13 protein-coding genes and 1 pseudogene are annotated in these 14703 nt (G+C 66.2%); 8 read left to right on the top strand and 6 right to left on the bottom strand.

Translation table 11 applies throughout. The features are described from left to right. The first annotated feature begins 92 nt into the window (after nucleotides 1-92). The 3 genes from K307_RS18135 to K307_RS18125 are packed head-to-tail and all read left to right on the top strand — an operon-like array spanning nucleotide 93 to nucleotide 2371. Complete coding sequence (locus K307_RS18135; RefSeq protein ID WP_042880146.1) at nucleotides 93-1217, top strand: cytochrome P450; 1125 nt, start codon at nucleotides 93-95, stop codon at nucleotides 1215-1217. Nucleotides 1218-1247: 30 nt separating this feature from the next. Then, complete coding sequence (locus K307_RS18130) at nucleotides 1248-1604, top strand: antibiotic biosynthesis monooxygenase family protein (protein ID WP_042880145.1); 357 nt, start codon at nucleotides 1248-1250, stop codon at nucleotides 1602-1604. Between the two features lie 11 nt (nucleotides 1605-1615). Next, on the top strand, nucleotides 1616-2371 hold the full coding sequence (locus K307_RS18125; RefSeq protein ID WP_042880144.1) for a sulfite exporter TauE/SafE family protein: 756 nt from the start codon (nucleotides 1616-1618) through the stop codon (nucleotides 2369-2371). Between the two features lie 210 nt (nucleotides 2372-2581). Here the strand turns inward: K307_RS18125 and K307_RS18120 are convergent, their stop codons facing one another. Continuing rightward, nucleotides 2582-3331 (bottom strand): carbonic anhydrase, encoded by a 750-nt coding sequence (locus K307_RS18120; protein ID WP_042880142.1) that lies wholly within the window; start codon nucleotides 3329-3331, stop codon nucleotides 2582-2584. A 276-nt stretch (nucleotides 3332-3607) separates the two neighbouring features. Here K307_RS18120 and K307_RS44460 point away from each other — a divergent pair, with 276 nt between their 5' ends. Further along, the gene (locus K307_RS44460) at nucleotides 3608-6112 is read left to right on the top strand and encodes an esterase-like activity of phytase family protein (protein ID WP_051974954.1); all 2505 of its coding nucleotides are present in this window, start codon (nucleotides 3608-3610) and stop codon (nucleotides 6110-6112) included. 102 nt (nucleotides 6113-6214) lie between these two features. Here K307_RS44460 and K307_RS18105 read toward each other — a convergent pair whose 3' ends face one another. After that, nucleotides 6215-6424: a DUF3606 domain-containing protein gene (locus K307_RS18105; protein ID WP_042880140.1), complete on the bottom strand. Its 210-nt coding sequence runs from the start codon at nucleotides 6422-6424 to the stop codon at nucleotides 6215-6217. A gap of 179 nt (nucleotides 6425-6603) precedes the next feature. On the opposite strand from K307_RS18105, the gene K307_RS18100 reads away from it, so the two are divergent. Next, a complete protein-coding gene (locus K307_RS18100) occupies nucleotides 6604-7704 on the top strand; it encodes an alpha/beta hydrolase family esterase (RefSeq protein WP_042880139.1) in 1101 nt (366 codons plus the stop codon). A gap of 68 nt (nucleotides 7705-7772) precedes the next feature. Here the strand turns inward: K307_RS18100 and K307_RS47870 are convergent, their stop codons facing one another. From K307_RS47870 to K307_RS18085, 3 genes are all read right to left on the bottom strand, one after another. Further along, nucleotides 7773-7961 carry a hypothetical protein gene (locus K307_RS47870; RefSeq protein WP_155301172.1) on the bottom strand — a complete coding sequence of 63 codons (189 nt, stop codon included), beginning with the start codon at nucleotides 7959-7961 and terminating at the stop codon, nucleotides 7773-7775. Nucleotides 7962-8060: 99 nt separating this feature from the next. Next, nucleotides 8061-8375: a 2Fe-2S iron-sulfur cluster-binding protein gene (locus K307_RS18090; RefSeq protein WP_042880138.1), complete on the bottom strand. Its 315-nt coding sequence runs from the start codon at nucleotides 8373-8375 to the stop codon at nucleotides 8061-8063. Beyond that, entirely contained in the window at nucleotides 8368-8985 is a 618-nt protein-coding gene (locus K307_RS18085) for an IMPACT family protein (protein ID WP_042880135.1), read from the bottom strand. Before K307_RS18085 ends, K307_RS18090 begins: the two co-directional genes overlap by 8 nt. Nucleotides 8986-9281: 296 nt before the next feature. Here K307_RS18085 and K307_RS18080 point away from each other — a divergent pair, with 296 nt between their 5' ends. Further along, nucleotides 9282-11270, top strand: coding sequence for a PhoX family protein (locus K307_RS18080; protein ID WP_042880134.1), 1989 nt, complete (start codon nucleotides 9282-9284; stop codon nucleotides 11268-11270). A 65-nt stretch (nucleotides 11271-11335) separates the two neighbouring features. On the opposite strand, the pseudogene K307_RS18075 reads toward K307_RS18080, so the two are convergent. Next, nucleotides 11336-12226: pseudogene (locus K307_RS18075) on the bottom strand (sigma-54 interaction domain-containing protein); the annotation flags it as partial. Nucleotides 12227-12505: 279 nt separating this feature from the next. Between K307_RS18075 and K307_RS18070 the strand changes: the two are divergent. Next, nucleotides 12506-13147 carry an IS607 family transposase gene (locus K307_RS18070; RefSeq protein WP_042880132.1) on the top strand — a complete coding sequence of 214 codons (642 nt, stop codon included), beginning with the start codon at nucleotides 12506-12508 and terminating at the stop codon, nucleotides 13145-13147. Next, nucleotides 13128-14669, top strand: coding sequence for an RNA-guided endonuclease InsQ/TnpB family protein (locus tag K307_RS18065; RefSeq protein ID WP_051974952.1), 1542 nt, complete (start codon nucleotides 13128-13130; stop codon nucleotides 14667-14669). Before K307_RS18070 ends, K307_RS18065 begins: the two co-directional genes overlap by 20 nt. The last annotated feature ends 34 nt before the right edge of the window (nucleotides 14670-14703 follow it).

Below are 14703 nucleotides of genomic sequence, written 5' to 3'. Positions count from 1 at the left end.
TTGGCGGCGCAATCGATCTTTCACGACACCGTGAAGCGTTTGCCCCGCGCACGCGGCAAACTGGCAGCACATTCAGCCCCCAATGTGCCGCCATGCTGACAGCTACCCTGCCCGAAACCGAGCTCGACCCGCTCAGCGCCGTCATCCATCCCGACCCCTACCCGTATTACCGGGAGTTGGCCACCCGCCGGCCGTTCTTCCGCGACGAGCGCCTCGGCCTGTGGGTCGCCGCCGGCCCGCGTGAAGTGGCGGCAGTGCTGGCCCATCCCGACTGCCGCGTACGCCCGCCCGCGCAGCCGGTGCCGCCCGCGCTGGCCGGCACCGCTGCCGGCGACCTGTTCGGCCGCCTGATCCGGATGAATGATGGCGCTGCCCATGCGCCGCTGAAGCAGATCCTGATGCCGATGCTGGCAGCCATCGATCCAGCCGCCGCAGCCGGGCGCGCAGGGGCAATGGCAACCGTGATCGATGCCGGCGCTGCCTCCGGCACGCCGGGCGAGCGCGCCAACCGCTGGCTCTTCACCTTGCCTGTGGTGACCGTGGCTGACCTGCTCGGCATGCCCGTTGCCGAAGGCGACAAGGCGGCGGAAATTGCGCAGCGCGTTGCGGCCTTTGCCGCCGCGCAGTCGCCTCTGGCCGATGCGCACACCGTGCGCGCAGGCGCAGAGGCCGCGCAATGGCTGGGCACATGGCTCGCCGGCGCCACGCCGACAGACGGCCCGCTGCCGGCGCTACATCAAGCCGCGCACGCCGTCGGCATCGATGCGCAAGCTGTCGCCGCCAATACCATCGGCCTGCTGGTGCAGGCCTGCGAAGCCACCGCCGCGCTGGCCGGCAATACCCTGCTGCGGCTGGGCCGCGGCACGCCGGACGTCGCGCTGCAAGCCGTGGTCACCCGGGTCGCGCAAGACGATCCGCCGGTGCAGAATACGCGCCGCTTCCTCGCCGCCGATGCGCAGCTATGCGGCCACGCCGTCAAGGCGGGCGATGCCGTGCTAGTGCTGCTGGCCGCGGCATCGTGCGCAGGTCTGGCCGACGGCGAACGCACCTGGACCTTCGGCCATGGGCGCCACGCCTGCCCCGGCGAGCGGCTGGCGCAGGCGCTGGCGGCCGCCACGGTCGCGGCGCTGCTGGCGCGCGGCGCAGATCCCGCTGCGCTGGCGCGCGCCTTCCGCTATCGTCCGTCGCTGAACGCGCGCATTCCGCATTTCCTCTGAGCCCCAGAGCCTTAACACACAGGAGACCCCATGATCGCCATCATCTTCGAAGTCGAGCCCGCCCCGGGCCGCAAGGACACCTACCTGGACATCGCCGCGCACCTGCGCCCCGAACTCGAGGCCATCGACGGCTTTATCTCGGTCGAGCGCTTCCAGAGCCTGACCAACCCCGGCAAGATGCTGTCGTTGTCGTTCTTCCGCGACGAGGCCGCGGTGATTGCCTGGCGCAATACGCTGGCGCACCGCCAGGCGCAGGCCGCCGGGCGCGGCGGCGTGTTCGCCGGCTACCGGCTGCGCGTGGCGCAGGTGCTGCGCGACTACGGCATGACCGAGCGCGACGAGGCGCCCGCCGACAGCCGCGCCGTGCATGACCGCAAGGCAGGCTGAAGGGGCCGGCGATGACGATCGAAGCAATCGGCACGCAAGCCGCCTTTATCGGCCTGACCTTCCTGCTGGCCGGCTTTGTCAAAGGGGTGGTGGGCCTGGGTTTGCCGACCGTCGCAGTCGGCATGCTGGGCCTGGTGATGCCGCCCGCGCAGGCCGCCGCGCTGCTGGTGGCGCCATCGATGGTGACCAACGTGGTGCAGCTGTTCAGCGGCCCGCGCTTTGGCCTGCTGGTGCTGCGGCTGTGGCCGATGCTGGTGGCGATCTGTGCTGGTACCTGGCTGTGCGCGGCGCTGGTGCCGGCCGGCATGATGACCCATGCGACCCCGGCGCTCGGCGTGGCACTGGTGCTGTATGCGGTGGTGGGGCTCGCCGCAGTGAAGCTGGTGGTGCCGGCGCACGCGGAACGCTGGATGGGCCCGCTGGTCGGGCTGGTCACCGGCGCGATCACGGCGGTGACGAGCGTGTTCGTGATCCCGGCCGTGCCTTACCTGCAGGGCCTCGGGCTCGACAAGGAAAGCCTGGTGCAGGCGCTGGGTCTGTCGTTCACCGTGTCGACCATCGCGCTGGCGGTCAGCCTGGCGCTGGGCGGTTCGCTGCTGCATATGCCGGTGCTGGGCGCCTCGGTGCTGGCGCTGGCGCCCGCGCTGGGCGGCATGTTCCTGGGCCAGTGGCTGCGCCACCGGATCAGCGCGGAGCGCTTCCGCAAGCTGTTCTTCTGCGGCTTGCTGGTGCTGGGCGGCGAGCTGGCGATGCGCGGGCTGTCGTAAGCGCGGCTGTTCGACCGGCGCATCAGGCGGCCGTTAAGGCTTGACCACTACACTCCCCTCTCCCGCTTGCGGGAGAGGGGCAGGGGGAGAGGGCAGGCCTGTGCCTCGCGACGAGGCGTATCAGCACTGGACGCTCCGGCCCTCTCCCCGAGTGGGAGAGGGAGCACCCAGGTGGTGATTTAACCCATCGGGTCAGTATCAGGCGGCCACTTACTGCCCCGCCTGCACCACGCGCCCGTTCAGCGGCTGCACCGGCCGCGCATTCATCCGGTATAGCTGGTGGAATGCCGCCAGCTGCGCCGGCGAGATTTCCACCGGCGTCTTCAGCACCTGCCAGCGCACATCCTCGCTGCACGGCGGCGTGGTCAGCGAGCCGGTGAAGGCCCAGTAAGACTGCTGCGCCGGCAGCAGCGCCGCCACATCCAGCGGCGCGGCCAGCTCGCGCGACTCGCCGGCCTTGCCCGGCAGGCTGGCAAAGACCGGCTTGAGCGCGGCGTTCTCGCGGCCGGACTTGAACAGCACTGCCACCACTGCGAGCTTGCCTTCGGCGTTCTGGTGCACCAGGTGCGCCACCAGCGGGTAGGCCTTGCCGTTGATCTTCTCTTCGCTGGGCGTGTGGAAGTGGAACTGCAGCAGCTTGTAGGGCACGCCGTCGAATTCGATCTGTCCCGCGGCGGGCAGGTTGACCTGGATGGTATGGCCGTTGTTGACCACGGTGGCAGGCGCCGCGGCATAGGCAAAGGCGATCGGCTTCAGGTCCACGCGTTTGGCCTTGTCGGTGCGGATATCGATCGGGGACTGGTGCTTGCCCAGCGCGCAGGTCTTGTAGCCCGCGTCGAGTTCGGCCCAGTGCGGTGCGCCGGTGGGCCCGGTGTAGCTCCAGTGTGGTTCGTTGCCTGCCCACGCGGCAGGGGCGAGCAGGGCTGCACAAATGGTGATGGTCGGCAGCTTGATGGTCATGTCGATGCGTCCTCGTGTAGGTGACCCCATGATTTCCGATGCCCCGGCGGTCCGGTCTTCATGCCGCGTCGTCACCCGGGCCCGAAATCATGCAGCAAAACCAGCGCCAGGCGAACATGACATTGCTGAATTCCGGTCTGCATTGCGCTTATCTCTGGTACATGCCGACTGGGTGCCGGCGATTGATGCGTGGTGCTCATGCTGTCATCGATCCGACACGGAGCCGACATATCGCCACACCAACATGGCGTTTTGCCCAACTCCAGGAACCTTGCAATGCGCCCAAGCTCCATCCCCTCGCGCCGCATCCGTGCAGCGTTGGCCAGCGCCGTGGTGGCCGCATCGTTGCTCGTGGCATGCGGCGGCGACGATGACGACACCCCCGCGCTGGTCACCGAGCCCACGCTGGTGGGCCGCGCCGTACTGCCCGCCGCCACCTTCGCTAGCGGTCCGCAGTCGGGCCGCTACGTGACCGGCGAACTGAATGGCCAGGTCGCGCCGTTTGCGTCGCAGCCGGTGCAGGGATTCTCGGCAGTGCTGCGCAACCCGGATGGCAGCTTCATGGTGATGGCCGACAATGGCTATGGTTCGCTGGAGAACTCCGCCGACTTCAACCTGCGCGTCTACACCGTCGCACCGACATTCAAGACTGTGGCGGGCGGCGCGGGCACCGTGGCGGTGCGCAGCTTTATCGAGCTGAAGGATCCGAACAAGCACGTGAAGTTCGCGATCGCCAACCAGTTCACCACCGACCGCGTGCTGACCGGCGCCGACTTCGATATCGAGAGCATGCAACGCAGCAGCGACGGCACGCTGTGGTTCGGCGACGAGTTCGGCCCGTTCCTGCTGCATACGGATGCCAACGGCGTGCTGCTGGAGCCGCCGATCCCGCTGCCTGACTTCGAGAACGCGGGCAAGGAAATCCGCTCGCCGCAGAATCCGTTCAACGAGGAAGCCACGCCGGTGCGCATCATGAACGCGGTGCGCGCGCATGCGTTCGCGCATGGCGGCACGCGTACGCCGGTGTTTTCGCCGTACTACGTGCAGCTCAAGTACGACACCAATGGCGTCAAGTCGAGCCCCGACGCCCACTACGCGCGCGGCAGCAACCCGCAGCCGGGGCTGACGCCGGCGGCATCCGATACGCTCGATGTGGCTTCGCTGAAGTCGGCCGGCTACAGCGTGGTTACCTGGACCGTCAATGACAGCGCGTCGATGACGCAGCTGCTGAAGGCTGGTGTCAACGGCATCATCTCCGACCGCCCGGACCTGCTTTACGCTGCCGTAGCCGCCTATGACGCCAACGGTGACGGCAAGGCGGGCGACTACCTGACCGCGGACGGCCTGATCGATGCAGCGAAGTTCGACGCGCAGGGCCACCGCGGCGGGCGCGACCTGCGCCCGGAGAACACCCTGCCGGCGATGGAGGCCGCGCTCGACAACCTGATGACGACGCTGGAGACCGACGCCGGTATCACGTCCGATGGCGTGGCCGTGCTCAAGCACGACCCGTATATCGAGTCGGTCAAGTGCCGCCGCGCCGACGGCGCACCGTATGGCACCGCCGACGAAGTGTTGATCAAGAACCTCACGGTGGCGCAGATCCAGTCCACCTATATCTGCGACAAGCTGTTCCGCGGCCCGAGCCAGACCAACGATACGGCGCTGTCGCCGGTATCGGTGGCGCTTGCTACCGGCAAGGGCTACGTCAGCCCGTACGTGGTGCCGCGCGCGCAGGATATCTTCGACCTGGTCAACGCCTATATCGCCTACTACAGCACCGGCGCTGGCAGCAGCCATCCGCAGGCGGCAAAGCGCGTGAAGAACGCACAGGCCGTGCGCTTCAACATCGAGACCAAGATCAACCCGCGCAGCGACAAGGACGCCAAGGGCAACGCCTACAAGGACCGCACCGTCGGCGCCGGGCAGATGGCCGACACGCTGGCCGGCGTGATCACCGCCGCCGGCATGGCCCAGCGCGCCGATATCCAGAGCTTCGACTTCCGCACGCTGCTGCGCGTGCAGGAGAAATTCCCGGCGATCCGCACGGTCTACCTGTTCGGCGACTTCCCGATCTACGGCGATCCCGCCAACAGCGACGACGGCACCAATATGCAGGACGAGGCCGGCGCCAACACGCCGTGGATGGCGGGGCTGTACTGGCCGTACCGCGCCACGATCACCTCCAATCCGTTCCGGGCAAAGCGTTCGGGCGGCTTCGAGGGCATGGCGATCAGCCCGGATGGCAAGAAGCTGTACCCGCTGCTGGAACTGCCGCTGACGGGTCACGACGGCAAGACGCTGCTGATCTCAGAGTTCGATATCGCCAGCCGCAAGTACACCGGCGTGCAATTCAAGTACCGGCTTGACGACAAGGGCACCAATATCGGCGACTTCATCCTCTTCAACGCGACCGAAGGCATTATCATCGAGCGCGATGGCTCGCAGGGCGACCTGAACGGCTTCAAGAAGCTGTTCCAGGTGACGCTGGGCAAGGCCGGCGAGTACGTGGCCAAGACCGAGCTGGCCAACCTGATGAAGCTGCGCGATCCGTCCGGCATCAGCGCGGGCGGCGCGGCCGGCGACGTGGCGTTGGGCGATCCGTTCGGCATGCCCTTCAACACCATCGAGGACGTGCTGGTGCTGGACGCCACCACGCTGCTGGTGATCGACGACAACAACTTCCCGTTCAGCGTCGGCCGCCATGTGGGCAGCAAGGCGCCGGACGACAGCGAGTTTGTCCAGATCCGCTTGCCGAAGGCACTCAACCTCGCGCGCTGAGGGTTGCGGCCCTGGCGTCGGACAAAGACCTTCGCCGTCGTTCCCGCTCGCGCGGGAACGACGGATAGCAGGGTTGGGGGATTGGCAGGGGTTGAGGGGGACTTAATGGGGCCGCATTCTGGCCTGGTAGGCCGGGTTTTCTTCCAGCTGCGCACGCACCGCGGCGATATGGTCGCCGGCGGCATCGACGGCGTGTTCCAGATCGTCCTGGCTGCAGCCCAGCTCGTGGCACCAGTACTGCACTTCAAGCGGATCCATCAGGTTGACGCGGCCCGGATCCAAAGGCCTGAACTGGCTCGTTGCATCGATCATGCTTGCCTCCTGTCCGTGCCTCGGGGTGACACGGCCATTGCATTGTAGGCAGTCATCCGGCGCGCGTTGCATGCAACCCGGAGACTTTTCCGCATTCCCGCCTCAAACGCCTCGTTTGACTCGCACCCTTCGGGACTCGGCATATGATGCACGGGTTATCCATGCCGACAGGACGCCGCATGCCCCGCTCTTCCGGCACGAGACTCTGGTCCACGCTGAACAAGACCGCTACCCGCAACGCCCGCCGCATGCAGCGTGCGGTCAACAAGAACTTCACCAAGCCGATGACCGAGGCCATCGTGCGCAACGCGGTGAAGCAATCCGCTGTGGTCACGGCTGCCACCCAGCGCGCGCTGACCGGCGTGGTCTCGCCCGTGGAGGCCCCGGAGAGCCGCGGCAGCGGGCGCTGGGAGGAGGGCGCATGGGGCGCCGGGCCGCTGGCGCCGCGGCGCTACCGCATCTTCGTGCCGGCCGGCGCCACCGCCTCGCACCGCGCCCCCATGCTTGTGCTGCTGCACGGCTGCGGCCAGGACGCTGCGAGCTTTGCCGCGGTCACGCGTGCCGCCGCGGTGGCGCGCGAATCCGGCTGGGTGGTGCTGCTGCCGGAACAAAGCTCGCAGGCCAACGCGCAGCGTTGCTGGAACTGGTTCCGCCCGTCGGTGCAGGGCGCTGCCGAGGCGGGGCTGCTGATGGGATTGATCGACAACGCCTGCCGCCGGCATCCGGTCGCGCCCGACCGCATCAGCGTGCTGGGCCTGTCCGCGGGCGGTGCGATGGCCCTGATGCTCGGGCTGCGCTACCCGGAGCGCTTTGCCGCGGTGGGTTCGCATTCCGGCGCGGTGCCCTGGAGCGCAGCCAATGCCGCGCAGGCGACGCGCGCAATGCGCGGACAGCGCGGGCCCGATGCGCAGGCCATGCAGGCCATGCGCGTGGGGCTGGCCGGGCGCCGCCCGCCGCCGCTTTTGCTGCTGCACGGCGATGCCGATGGCGTGGTCGATTTCAGCAACGCCACCGCCACCGCGGCAATGTGGATGCACCTGCAGCCGGAAGGCGCGCACCCGCTGACGGGCGTGCCGGTGCGGCGCATCCAGCGCGGCATGCGGCGCGCGGTGGATGTGTTCGACTGGACGGCAAGCAAGTGGCCTTACGTGCGCCTAGTGCGGATCGAGGGGCTGGGGCACGCCTGGAGCGGCGGGGCTGGCGGGCATGCGTTTTCGGATCCGGCGGGGCCGGATGGGTTGAAGATGGCGTTGCGGTTTTTTCTGGCGGCTGGGGGGTGAGGGGTGTGGTTTGCGTGTTGCAGCCGCCCGTGGCTGACTTGACGCCTTAGTGGTATCGCATTGTCATCTCACTTGCGTCTAACCAACGGCACTTTGCCCAGTGCATCCAAACCATGCAGAACATCGATATTGATGAGGCCCAAAGGCATCTTTTCCACCTGAGCGATGCCGCCGCTTAAGGCGAGCCGTTCATCATTACAAAAGCCGGCAAGCCGCTTGTGAAGGTGGTTGCGTTGAATGCGAATGAGGGCCGGCAAAGGAAACGCCTCGGATTCATGGCCGGCCTCGGCCAGGTGCCCGACGACTTCGATCAGATGGGGTACGAAATCTGGCGCACGCCGGGCTGACGTTTCGCGCTAACCCAACGTCACCGGCTCAATCACCACATCACTCTCCGCACAGGCCACGCACGGCAGGATCAAGCCCTCCTCCTTCTCATCCAGGCTTAAGCCCGGCCATTCGATCCGGTAGCGGATCTTCCCCGCATGCAACCGGCTGGCACAGGCACGACAGGTCCCGTTGCGGCAGGAGTTGGGCAAGGCCACGCCTTCGAGCAGTGCGGCTTCCAGCAAGCTGAGCGCCGCGGGCGCCGTGAAGCTCACGTCACCCGGCAGAAGCCGTGCTGTGAATTCCGCGCCCTCGTCCCACGCTACCGGCTCTCGCTCAGCCATGCGCCCCGTCCTCCGCTTGCGGAAACTGGGCACGCCCGTGCGTCGCGTCGCGCAGCGCGTCGCGCGCCGCGTCGACCTGGGTGGCAGGTAGCCGAATGACCAGGGTGGCCATTGCGCCATATGCGGTATCGGCCAGCGTACAGCCGTGCTGCGCTTCCTGCTCGATCCAGCGCCGCACGCGCGGCTCGTCGGCATAGTCCACCGCCACCGCCAGCGTGCCATAAGCGATGCGCTCGACACGTTCGGCCGACTTCAGCGCCGCCGCGATGGCATCGGTGTAAGCGCGCACCAACCCGCCAGCCCCCAGCTTGACGCCGCCGTAGTAGCGCACCACCGCAGCCAGCACGCCGTCGAGATCATGGTGGCGCAGCACCTCCAGGATCGGCCGTCCCGCAGTGCCGGAGGGTTCGCCGTCATCGGACATGCCTGACGCCCCGCCGGCAAGCAGCGCCCAGCACACGTGCGTGGCGGTCGGATGCTCGGCGCGCAGTGCCTGCAGCGCGGCCATCGCGGCCTCCCTGTCGGCCACCGGCAGTGCCAGCGCCAGGAAGCGGCTCTTGCGGATTTCGATCTCGGCCTGGACGGGGTTGGCTAGCGTGTAGGTTGGCAAGCGGAGGGAATGGAAGGCAGGAGAAACGGCGGCGGCCGGCGTTCGGTTTCCGCGCCTGTGGGGCCGCGGAAGGCAAACTCGGAGTGTACCGCAGCGGCCGCCAGGCTATCGCAGGCGCCCGGCGATTTTGTGTTGCATCGTCAACTTGTTGTCACATGCGCGCCATACGATCCGCAGCGGACGAGCGCAATGCCGCCCGCCGCCCGCCTGTGCCAACAGGTGCCCGGCCGCCTTCGCGTCTGGCCGGAGCGATCACGCAGTCAAAACCAAATCCATTCTTTCCCCGGATCAAGAACATGCATGAACAACCTGATGTTGGCCGCCGCAAGGCGCTGAAACTCCTGGCCGGCGCGCCGATGCTGCCGCTTGGCTTCGTTTCGGCCGGGCTGCTGGCAGGCTGCGGTGGTGGCAACGACGCCATTGCGGCACCCGCTCCCGCCCCGGCGTCGTCCGCCACCTTCACCACGGCAGAGTTCGTCCCGATGAGCGCCCCCACGCTGGCCAACCCGGCAGCCATGGCGACCACCACCGTGGGTTCGAGCCTGAAGGTGTCGTTCAGCGACGGCAGCAGCCAGACCTACAAGCTCGCCTACCAGCCGTTCTTCGTCACGGGCGACACGCTGTCCGACGGCAAGGGCAGCACCATCGTCGCCGGCGGCTACTACGACATCAACAACAAGCCGATCATGGACACCTCCGTGGCCGGCAAGGAACGCCAGTTCTTCTCCGACGCGCCGGACGGCAGCTCGCTTCTGACCGTGGCCAACCCGACCGTGGCCGGGGTCAAGGGCAACACCGTGTTCGCCGTTGTGCAGTTCGAGTACACCACGCGCAACCAGAACAACGTCAGCATGTACGGCCTGCTGCCGTCGCCGATCGCCATCGTGACGCTGGACCAGGACCCCGCCACCGGCAAACTGACCCCGGTGAAGTACCACAACGTCGACACCTCGGGCGTCAACGGCCTGTGGATTACCTGCGGCGCCAGCCTGTCGCCGTGGAACACCCATCTGTCGAGCGAGGAGTACGAGACCGACCTGATGGACGCCAACGCCGTCAAGCAGCTGCAGGGCTACAGCCAGAACCTGTACGGCGACCCGGCCCGCGCCAACGCCTACAACTACGGCCACCTGCCGGAAGTCACGGTCAACCCGGACGGCACCGGCACCATCAAGAAGCACTATTGCCTGGGCCGGATCTCGCACGAACTGGTACAGGTGATGCCCGACGAGCGCACCGTGCTGATGGGCGACGACGCCACCAACGGCGGCCTGTTCCTGTTTATCGCCGACAAGGCGCGCGACCTGTCCAGCGGCTCGCTGTACGTGGCCAAGTGGCACCAGACCTCGGGCGTGGGTCCGGGCAGCGCCACGCTGTCGTGGATCAAGCTGGGCAGCGCCACCAGCGCCGAGATCCGCGCGCTGGTCGACGGCGGCATCAAGCTGGCCGACATCATGGACGTCAAGACCGCCGATCCGTCCGATACCAGCTACACCCGCATCCTGTACAACGGCAAGCCCAACTGGGTGAAGCTCGTGCCGGGCATGGAAAAGGCCGCGGCCTACCTGGAAACCCACCGCTACGCCGCGCTGGTCGGCGGCAGCCTGGGCTTTACCAAGATGGAAGGCACCACGGTCAACATCAAGGACAAGAAGGCCTACTCGGCGATGTCGCGCATCGAGGCGAGCATGCTCATGGGCAATGCCGCCAACGCCGGCGATATCCAGGTCCAAGGCCCGTACTCGGGCGCCGTCTATGAGCTGAACCTGAAGGGCGGCCAGGCCGACAAGAACGGCGCGGCGATCAACAGCGAATGGGTGCCGGTCGACATGGCCGCCGTGCCCGCGCTGGTCTCCGAAGACCTCGGCGGCGGCAAGATGAAGCAGCAGGATGCGCTCGGCAACTTCGCCAATCCGGACAAGGTTGCCACGCCCGACAACCTGAAGTTCTCGGAAAAGCTGCGCACGCTGTTTGTCGGCGAGGACAGCAACACGCACGTCAACAACTTCCTGTGGGCCTACAACGTCGATACCAGGACGCTCAGCCGCGTGCTGTCGTGCCCGGCCGGCGCCGAGTCCACCGGCCTGCATGCGGTCGACGAGATCAACGGCTGGACCTACATCATGAGCAACTTCCAGCACGTCGGCGACTGGGAGTCGCCGCTGCATGACATCGTCAAGCCGACGCTGGATCCGCTGGTGCGGGCCAACTACAAGGATAGGTTCGGCTCGGCGGTGGGGTACCTGACAGGGGATCCGACCGGGGTGAAGCTGGCGAAGGCCTGAGGGCGGAACGTAGTTCGGAGGTGAAAGCGGCGGGCATTTGCCTGCCGCTTCTTATTCGGAGGCGGTCAGCCCGCTTCCGTCGCATCGATCCGCATGCCCAATGCGGCGAGCTTGCGGTACAGCGTCGCCCGGCTCATGCCGATCCGCTTCGCTGCCTGCGCCACTTGCCCGCCGGCGACTTCCAGCGCCTGCGCGAAGAACTGCCGCTCGAACGCAGCGAGCGCCTCGTCATAGCGGGCCGGACCGCTTGCAGCGGCCGCAGGCGCCGGCGCCGCGTTCATCGCCGGCAAGTCTTCATCGACATCGAACGGCAGAAAGCTCCGCAACGCCGCGGCATCCAGCCGGCACGTCCCCGACAGCATCACCGCACGCTCCAGTACATTGCGCAACTCGCGCACATTGCCCGGCCAGTGATAGTGGTGCAGCAAGCGCACCGCGTCCTCGGTCAGCTCCAGCGGCCGCCCCGCGTGCTCGCCGGCGATCTCGTCGATGATCGCGTGCGCCAGCGCACCCAGGTCGTCCAGCCGTGCGCGCAAGGGCGGCACATGGATCGCCAGCACGTTGAGCCGGTACCTCAGGTCCGCGCGAAAGCGCCCTGCCGCCACCAGCGCCGGCAGGTCCGTCGAGGTCGCCGCGATGATGCGCACATCCGTGCGCACCAGCTGGTTGGAGCCGAGCGGCTCGATCTCCTGGTCCTGCAGCACGCGCAGCAGCTTGCTCTGCAGCGGCAGCGGCATGTCGCCGATCTCGTCGAGGAAGAGCGTGCCGCCATCGGCGAGCTGGAACTTGCCGACACGGCCCTTGCGGTCCACGCCGGTATAGGCGCCCGGGGCGGCGCCGAAGAATTCCACTTCCAGCAGCGTCTCGGGGATGGCCGCGACGTTGACCGACACCAGCGGCTGGCTGGCGCGCGCCGAGGCGCCATGGATGGCGTGGGCCAGCAGTTCCTTGCCGGTCTTGATCCCGGCGCCTGCGCTGCATGGCCGCGCCCTTGCCTTGCCCACCCGATGCCACCAGCCTTCGCCACCCCGCCGCCCCCGCCCCTTGCCGACCACCAGGGCGTACTGCGCCGGGCGATGCAATCCCTGTTCAGTGAATTCGACGCGCTCAGCGAAGGCACGGTCATCGTCGACGCCGACGCGCGCGTGGTCTGGATCAACCAGCGCTATGCCGCCCGCTGGGGCAAGTGAGCAGCCCCTTGTAAACTGCTTATAGGTGTGCAATTATTATCACCCATGAGCATACTTGCTAAAGTTACGATGAAGGAGGCGTGCGCGATGCTGGGCATCCACCCTGGCACGCTTCGCCGATGGGAGTTCGACGGGAAGATCTCCGCCGATCGGACTCCGGGTGGTCATCGTCGCTATAATTTGACCGCTCTAATGGAGTTGGCCGGCAAGAAGGTCGAGGAAGCAGAGCGCGGGCGTACTACGCTCGCCTATGCGCGCGTTTCCAGCCACGACCAGAAGGCCGATCTGGAGCGTCAGTGCCAGGTGCTGGAGTCGTTCTGCGCTGCGAAGGGATGGCCCTTCGAACTCATCCGGGATCTCGGCTCCGGCATGAACTATGAGATGAAGGGCCTCAAGCAACTGCTCAAACGTATCTGTGCCGGAGGCGTTGATCGGCTTGTCATCACACACAAGGACCGGCTCTTGCGATTTGGTGCAGAGCTCGTTTTTGCTCTGTGCGAGCAATTCGGAACGGAAGTCGTCATCATCAATGCCAAAGGCGATTCGACGTATGAGGAGGATCTTGCCTGCGACGTGCTTGAGATCATTAGCGTCTTTTCGGCGCGCCTCTATGGCAGCCGTTCCCACGAGAATCGTCACGCCATGAAAGCCCTGAAAGAGGCTGCAGATGCCATTCAAGAGGGCTGATCCCACCACTATCCAGTTCGCGAGGAAGGTCCGTCTGGTGGTGGACGCTGATGCTGCGGGCAAGCTCGACGGGCAATCCAAAATCTGCAACTGGCTATGGAATCGACTCAAGGACGAAGTCGAGACGCGCATGGCGGAGTTGTCCATCGTCGGCGGCTATGGCTATCTTGATGAGGCGCGAACCAAGAAGCTCCTGTCGGAGGTCTATTCCGAGATCGGGCTTCGCAACCTCGTGCCGCCGCTCAAGGAGCGTCATCCGTTCTTGCGCTGCGTGTTTTCTTCACCGCTGAAGAATGTCGCGCTGCGCATGGCCAAGGCCATTGCCTCGCATCGAAAGTCGAAGAATGGACAGCGCTGCGGCCCAGACGTGGGCTGGGTCAAGTACAAGGCATGGGCCAAGCACTGGATGAGCCTGGAATACGACGAGCCAGGCAAAGGCTGGAATGTTTCCCAGTTCGGTTGGCTCAACCTGTCGTTCGGCGCGAACGCGCAAGGACAGCGGCTGTCGCTGCGCCTGAAGATGGAGAAGACACCCAAGGAGCTCGCGAGCGCTCGCACTTGCCGGATCGTCCGCGAGGGCCGCGACCGCTATTTCGCTGTGTTCACGTTCAAGGGGCAGAAGAAGGCCAGGCAACGCGGCACGCGCGTGGTCTACATCGATCCGAACCTGAAGAACTTTGGCTACGCTCTGGATACTGAGGGGCGCGCCTTCGAATTGTCCAATCTTGAGAAGTTGAAGGAGTCGGAGCGCATTCTCGATCGGCTAACGAGTCTGCGTGACCGGTGCATAGCAAAGTCGCTGTGGGTAGATACCGTCCACGGCGATGGCACGGTGTCGACGCATTGGCGTCCCAGTCGCCGCTGGAAGGGTTTGGACGACGCTGTGGAGCGAATGCAAACCAAAGTGCGAGAACAGAAAAAGCACTTCATGTATTCGCTGGCGAACCAGCTCTGCAGGCACTACGACGTGATTGGGATCGGCAACTACGTGCCGGAGAACACCAACCACGGCAAGGGCCGCAAATACAACCGCGCGGTAAGAAACAGAACGATGCACGGTGCATTCAAGGACATTCTCTCGTGGGTCGCGACGCGCTCCAGAAAGCATGCGCTGGTGCTGGATGAAACCGGCACCACGCGAACATGCCATGCGTGTGGTCACGTTGTCGAGGGCGGGATAGCGCCCGCAATTCGGGAGTGGGATTGCCCGGGCTGCGGCACCTGCCACCTGCGCGACGAGAATGCCTGTCAAAACGGTCTGCGGCGGCTGCTGACGCAAGTCGGCGAGGCTGTGGACTGCTCCCATCTGCCCTGCTCGGGCCCCGTTCAGATTATCGGGCGGTGTGATTGGCGATTCCATCCGCAAGGATGGACGGGAGTCCCGAGAGGGGGCGCCAATGTGAATTCAATGCGCCTGCCGGAGTACCGGCAGCGAATGCGCGCGTTACCGCGCGCTCGGGTTGGTGACCGCGCGTCCAAATCTGCAAAGACGTCGCCATCAGCGATGCGTAGGCTTGCTTAGATTTGGAAGAGCGGTTTTTCCGATCCTCAGCAGG

The sequence above is a fragment of the Cupriavidus necator A5-1 genome (assembly GCF_000744095.1).
In the GTDB taxonomy this organism is placed as follows: Bacteria; Pseudomonadota; Gammaproteobacteria; order Burkholderiales; family Burkholderiaceae; genus Cupriavidus; species Cupriavidus necator_A.
This window is presented reverse-complemented; position numbering and strand designations above follow the sequence as displayed.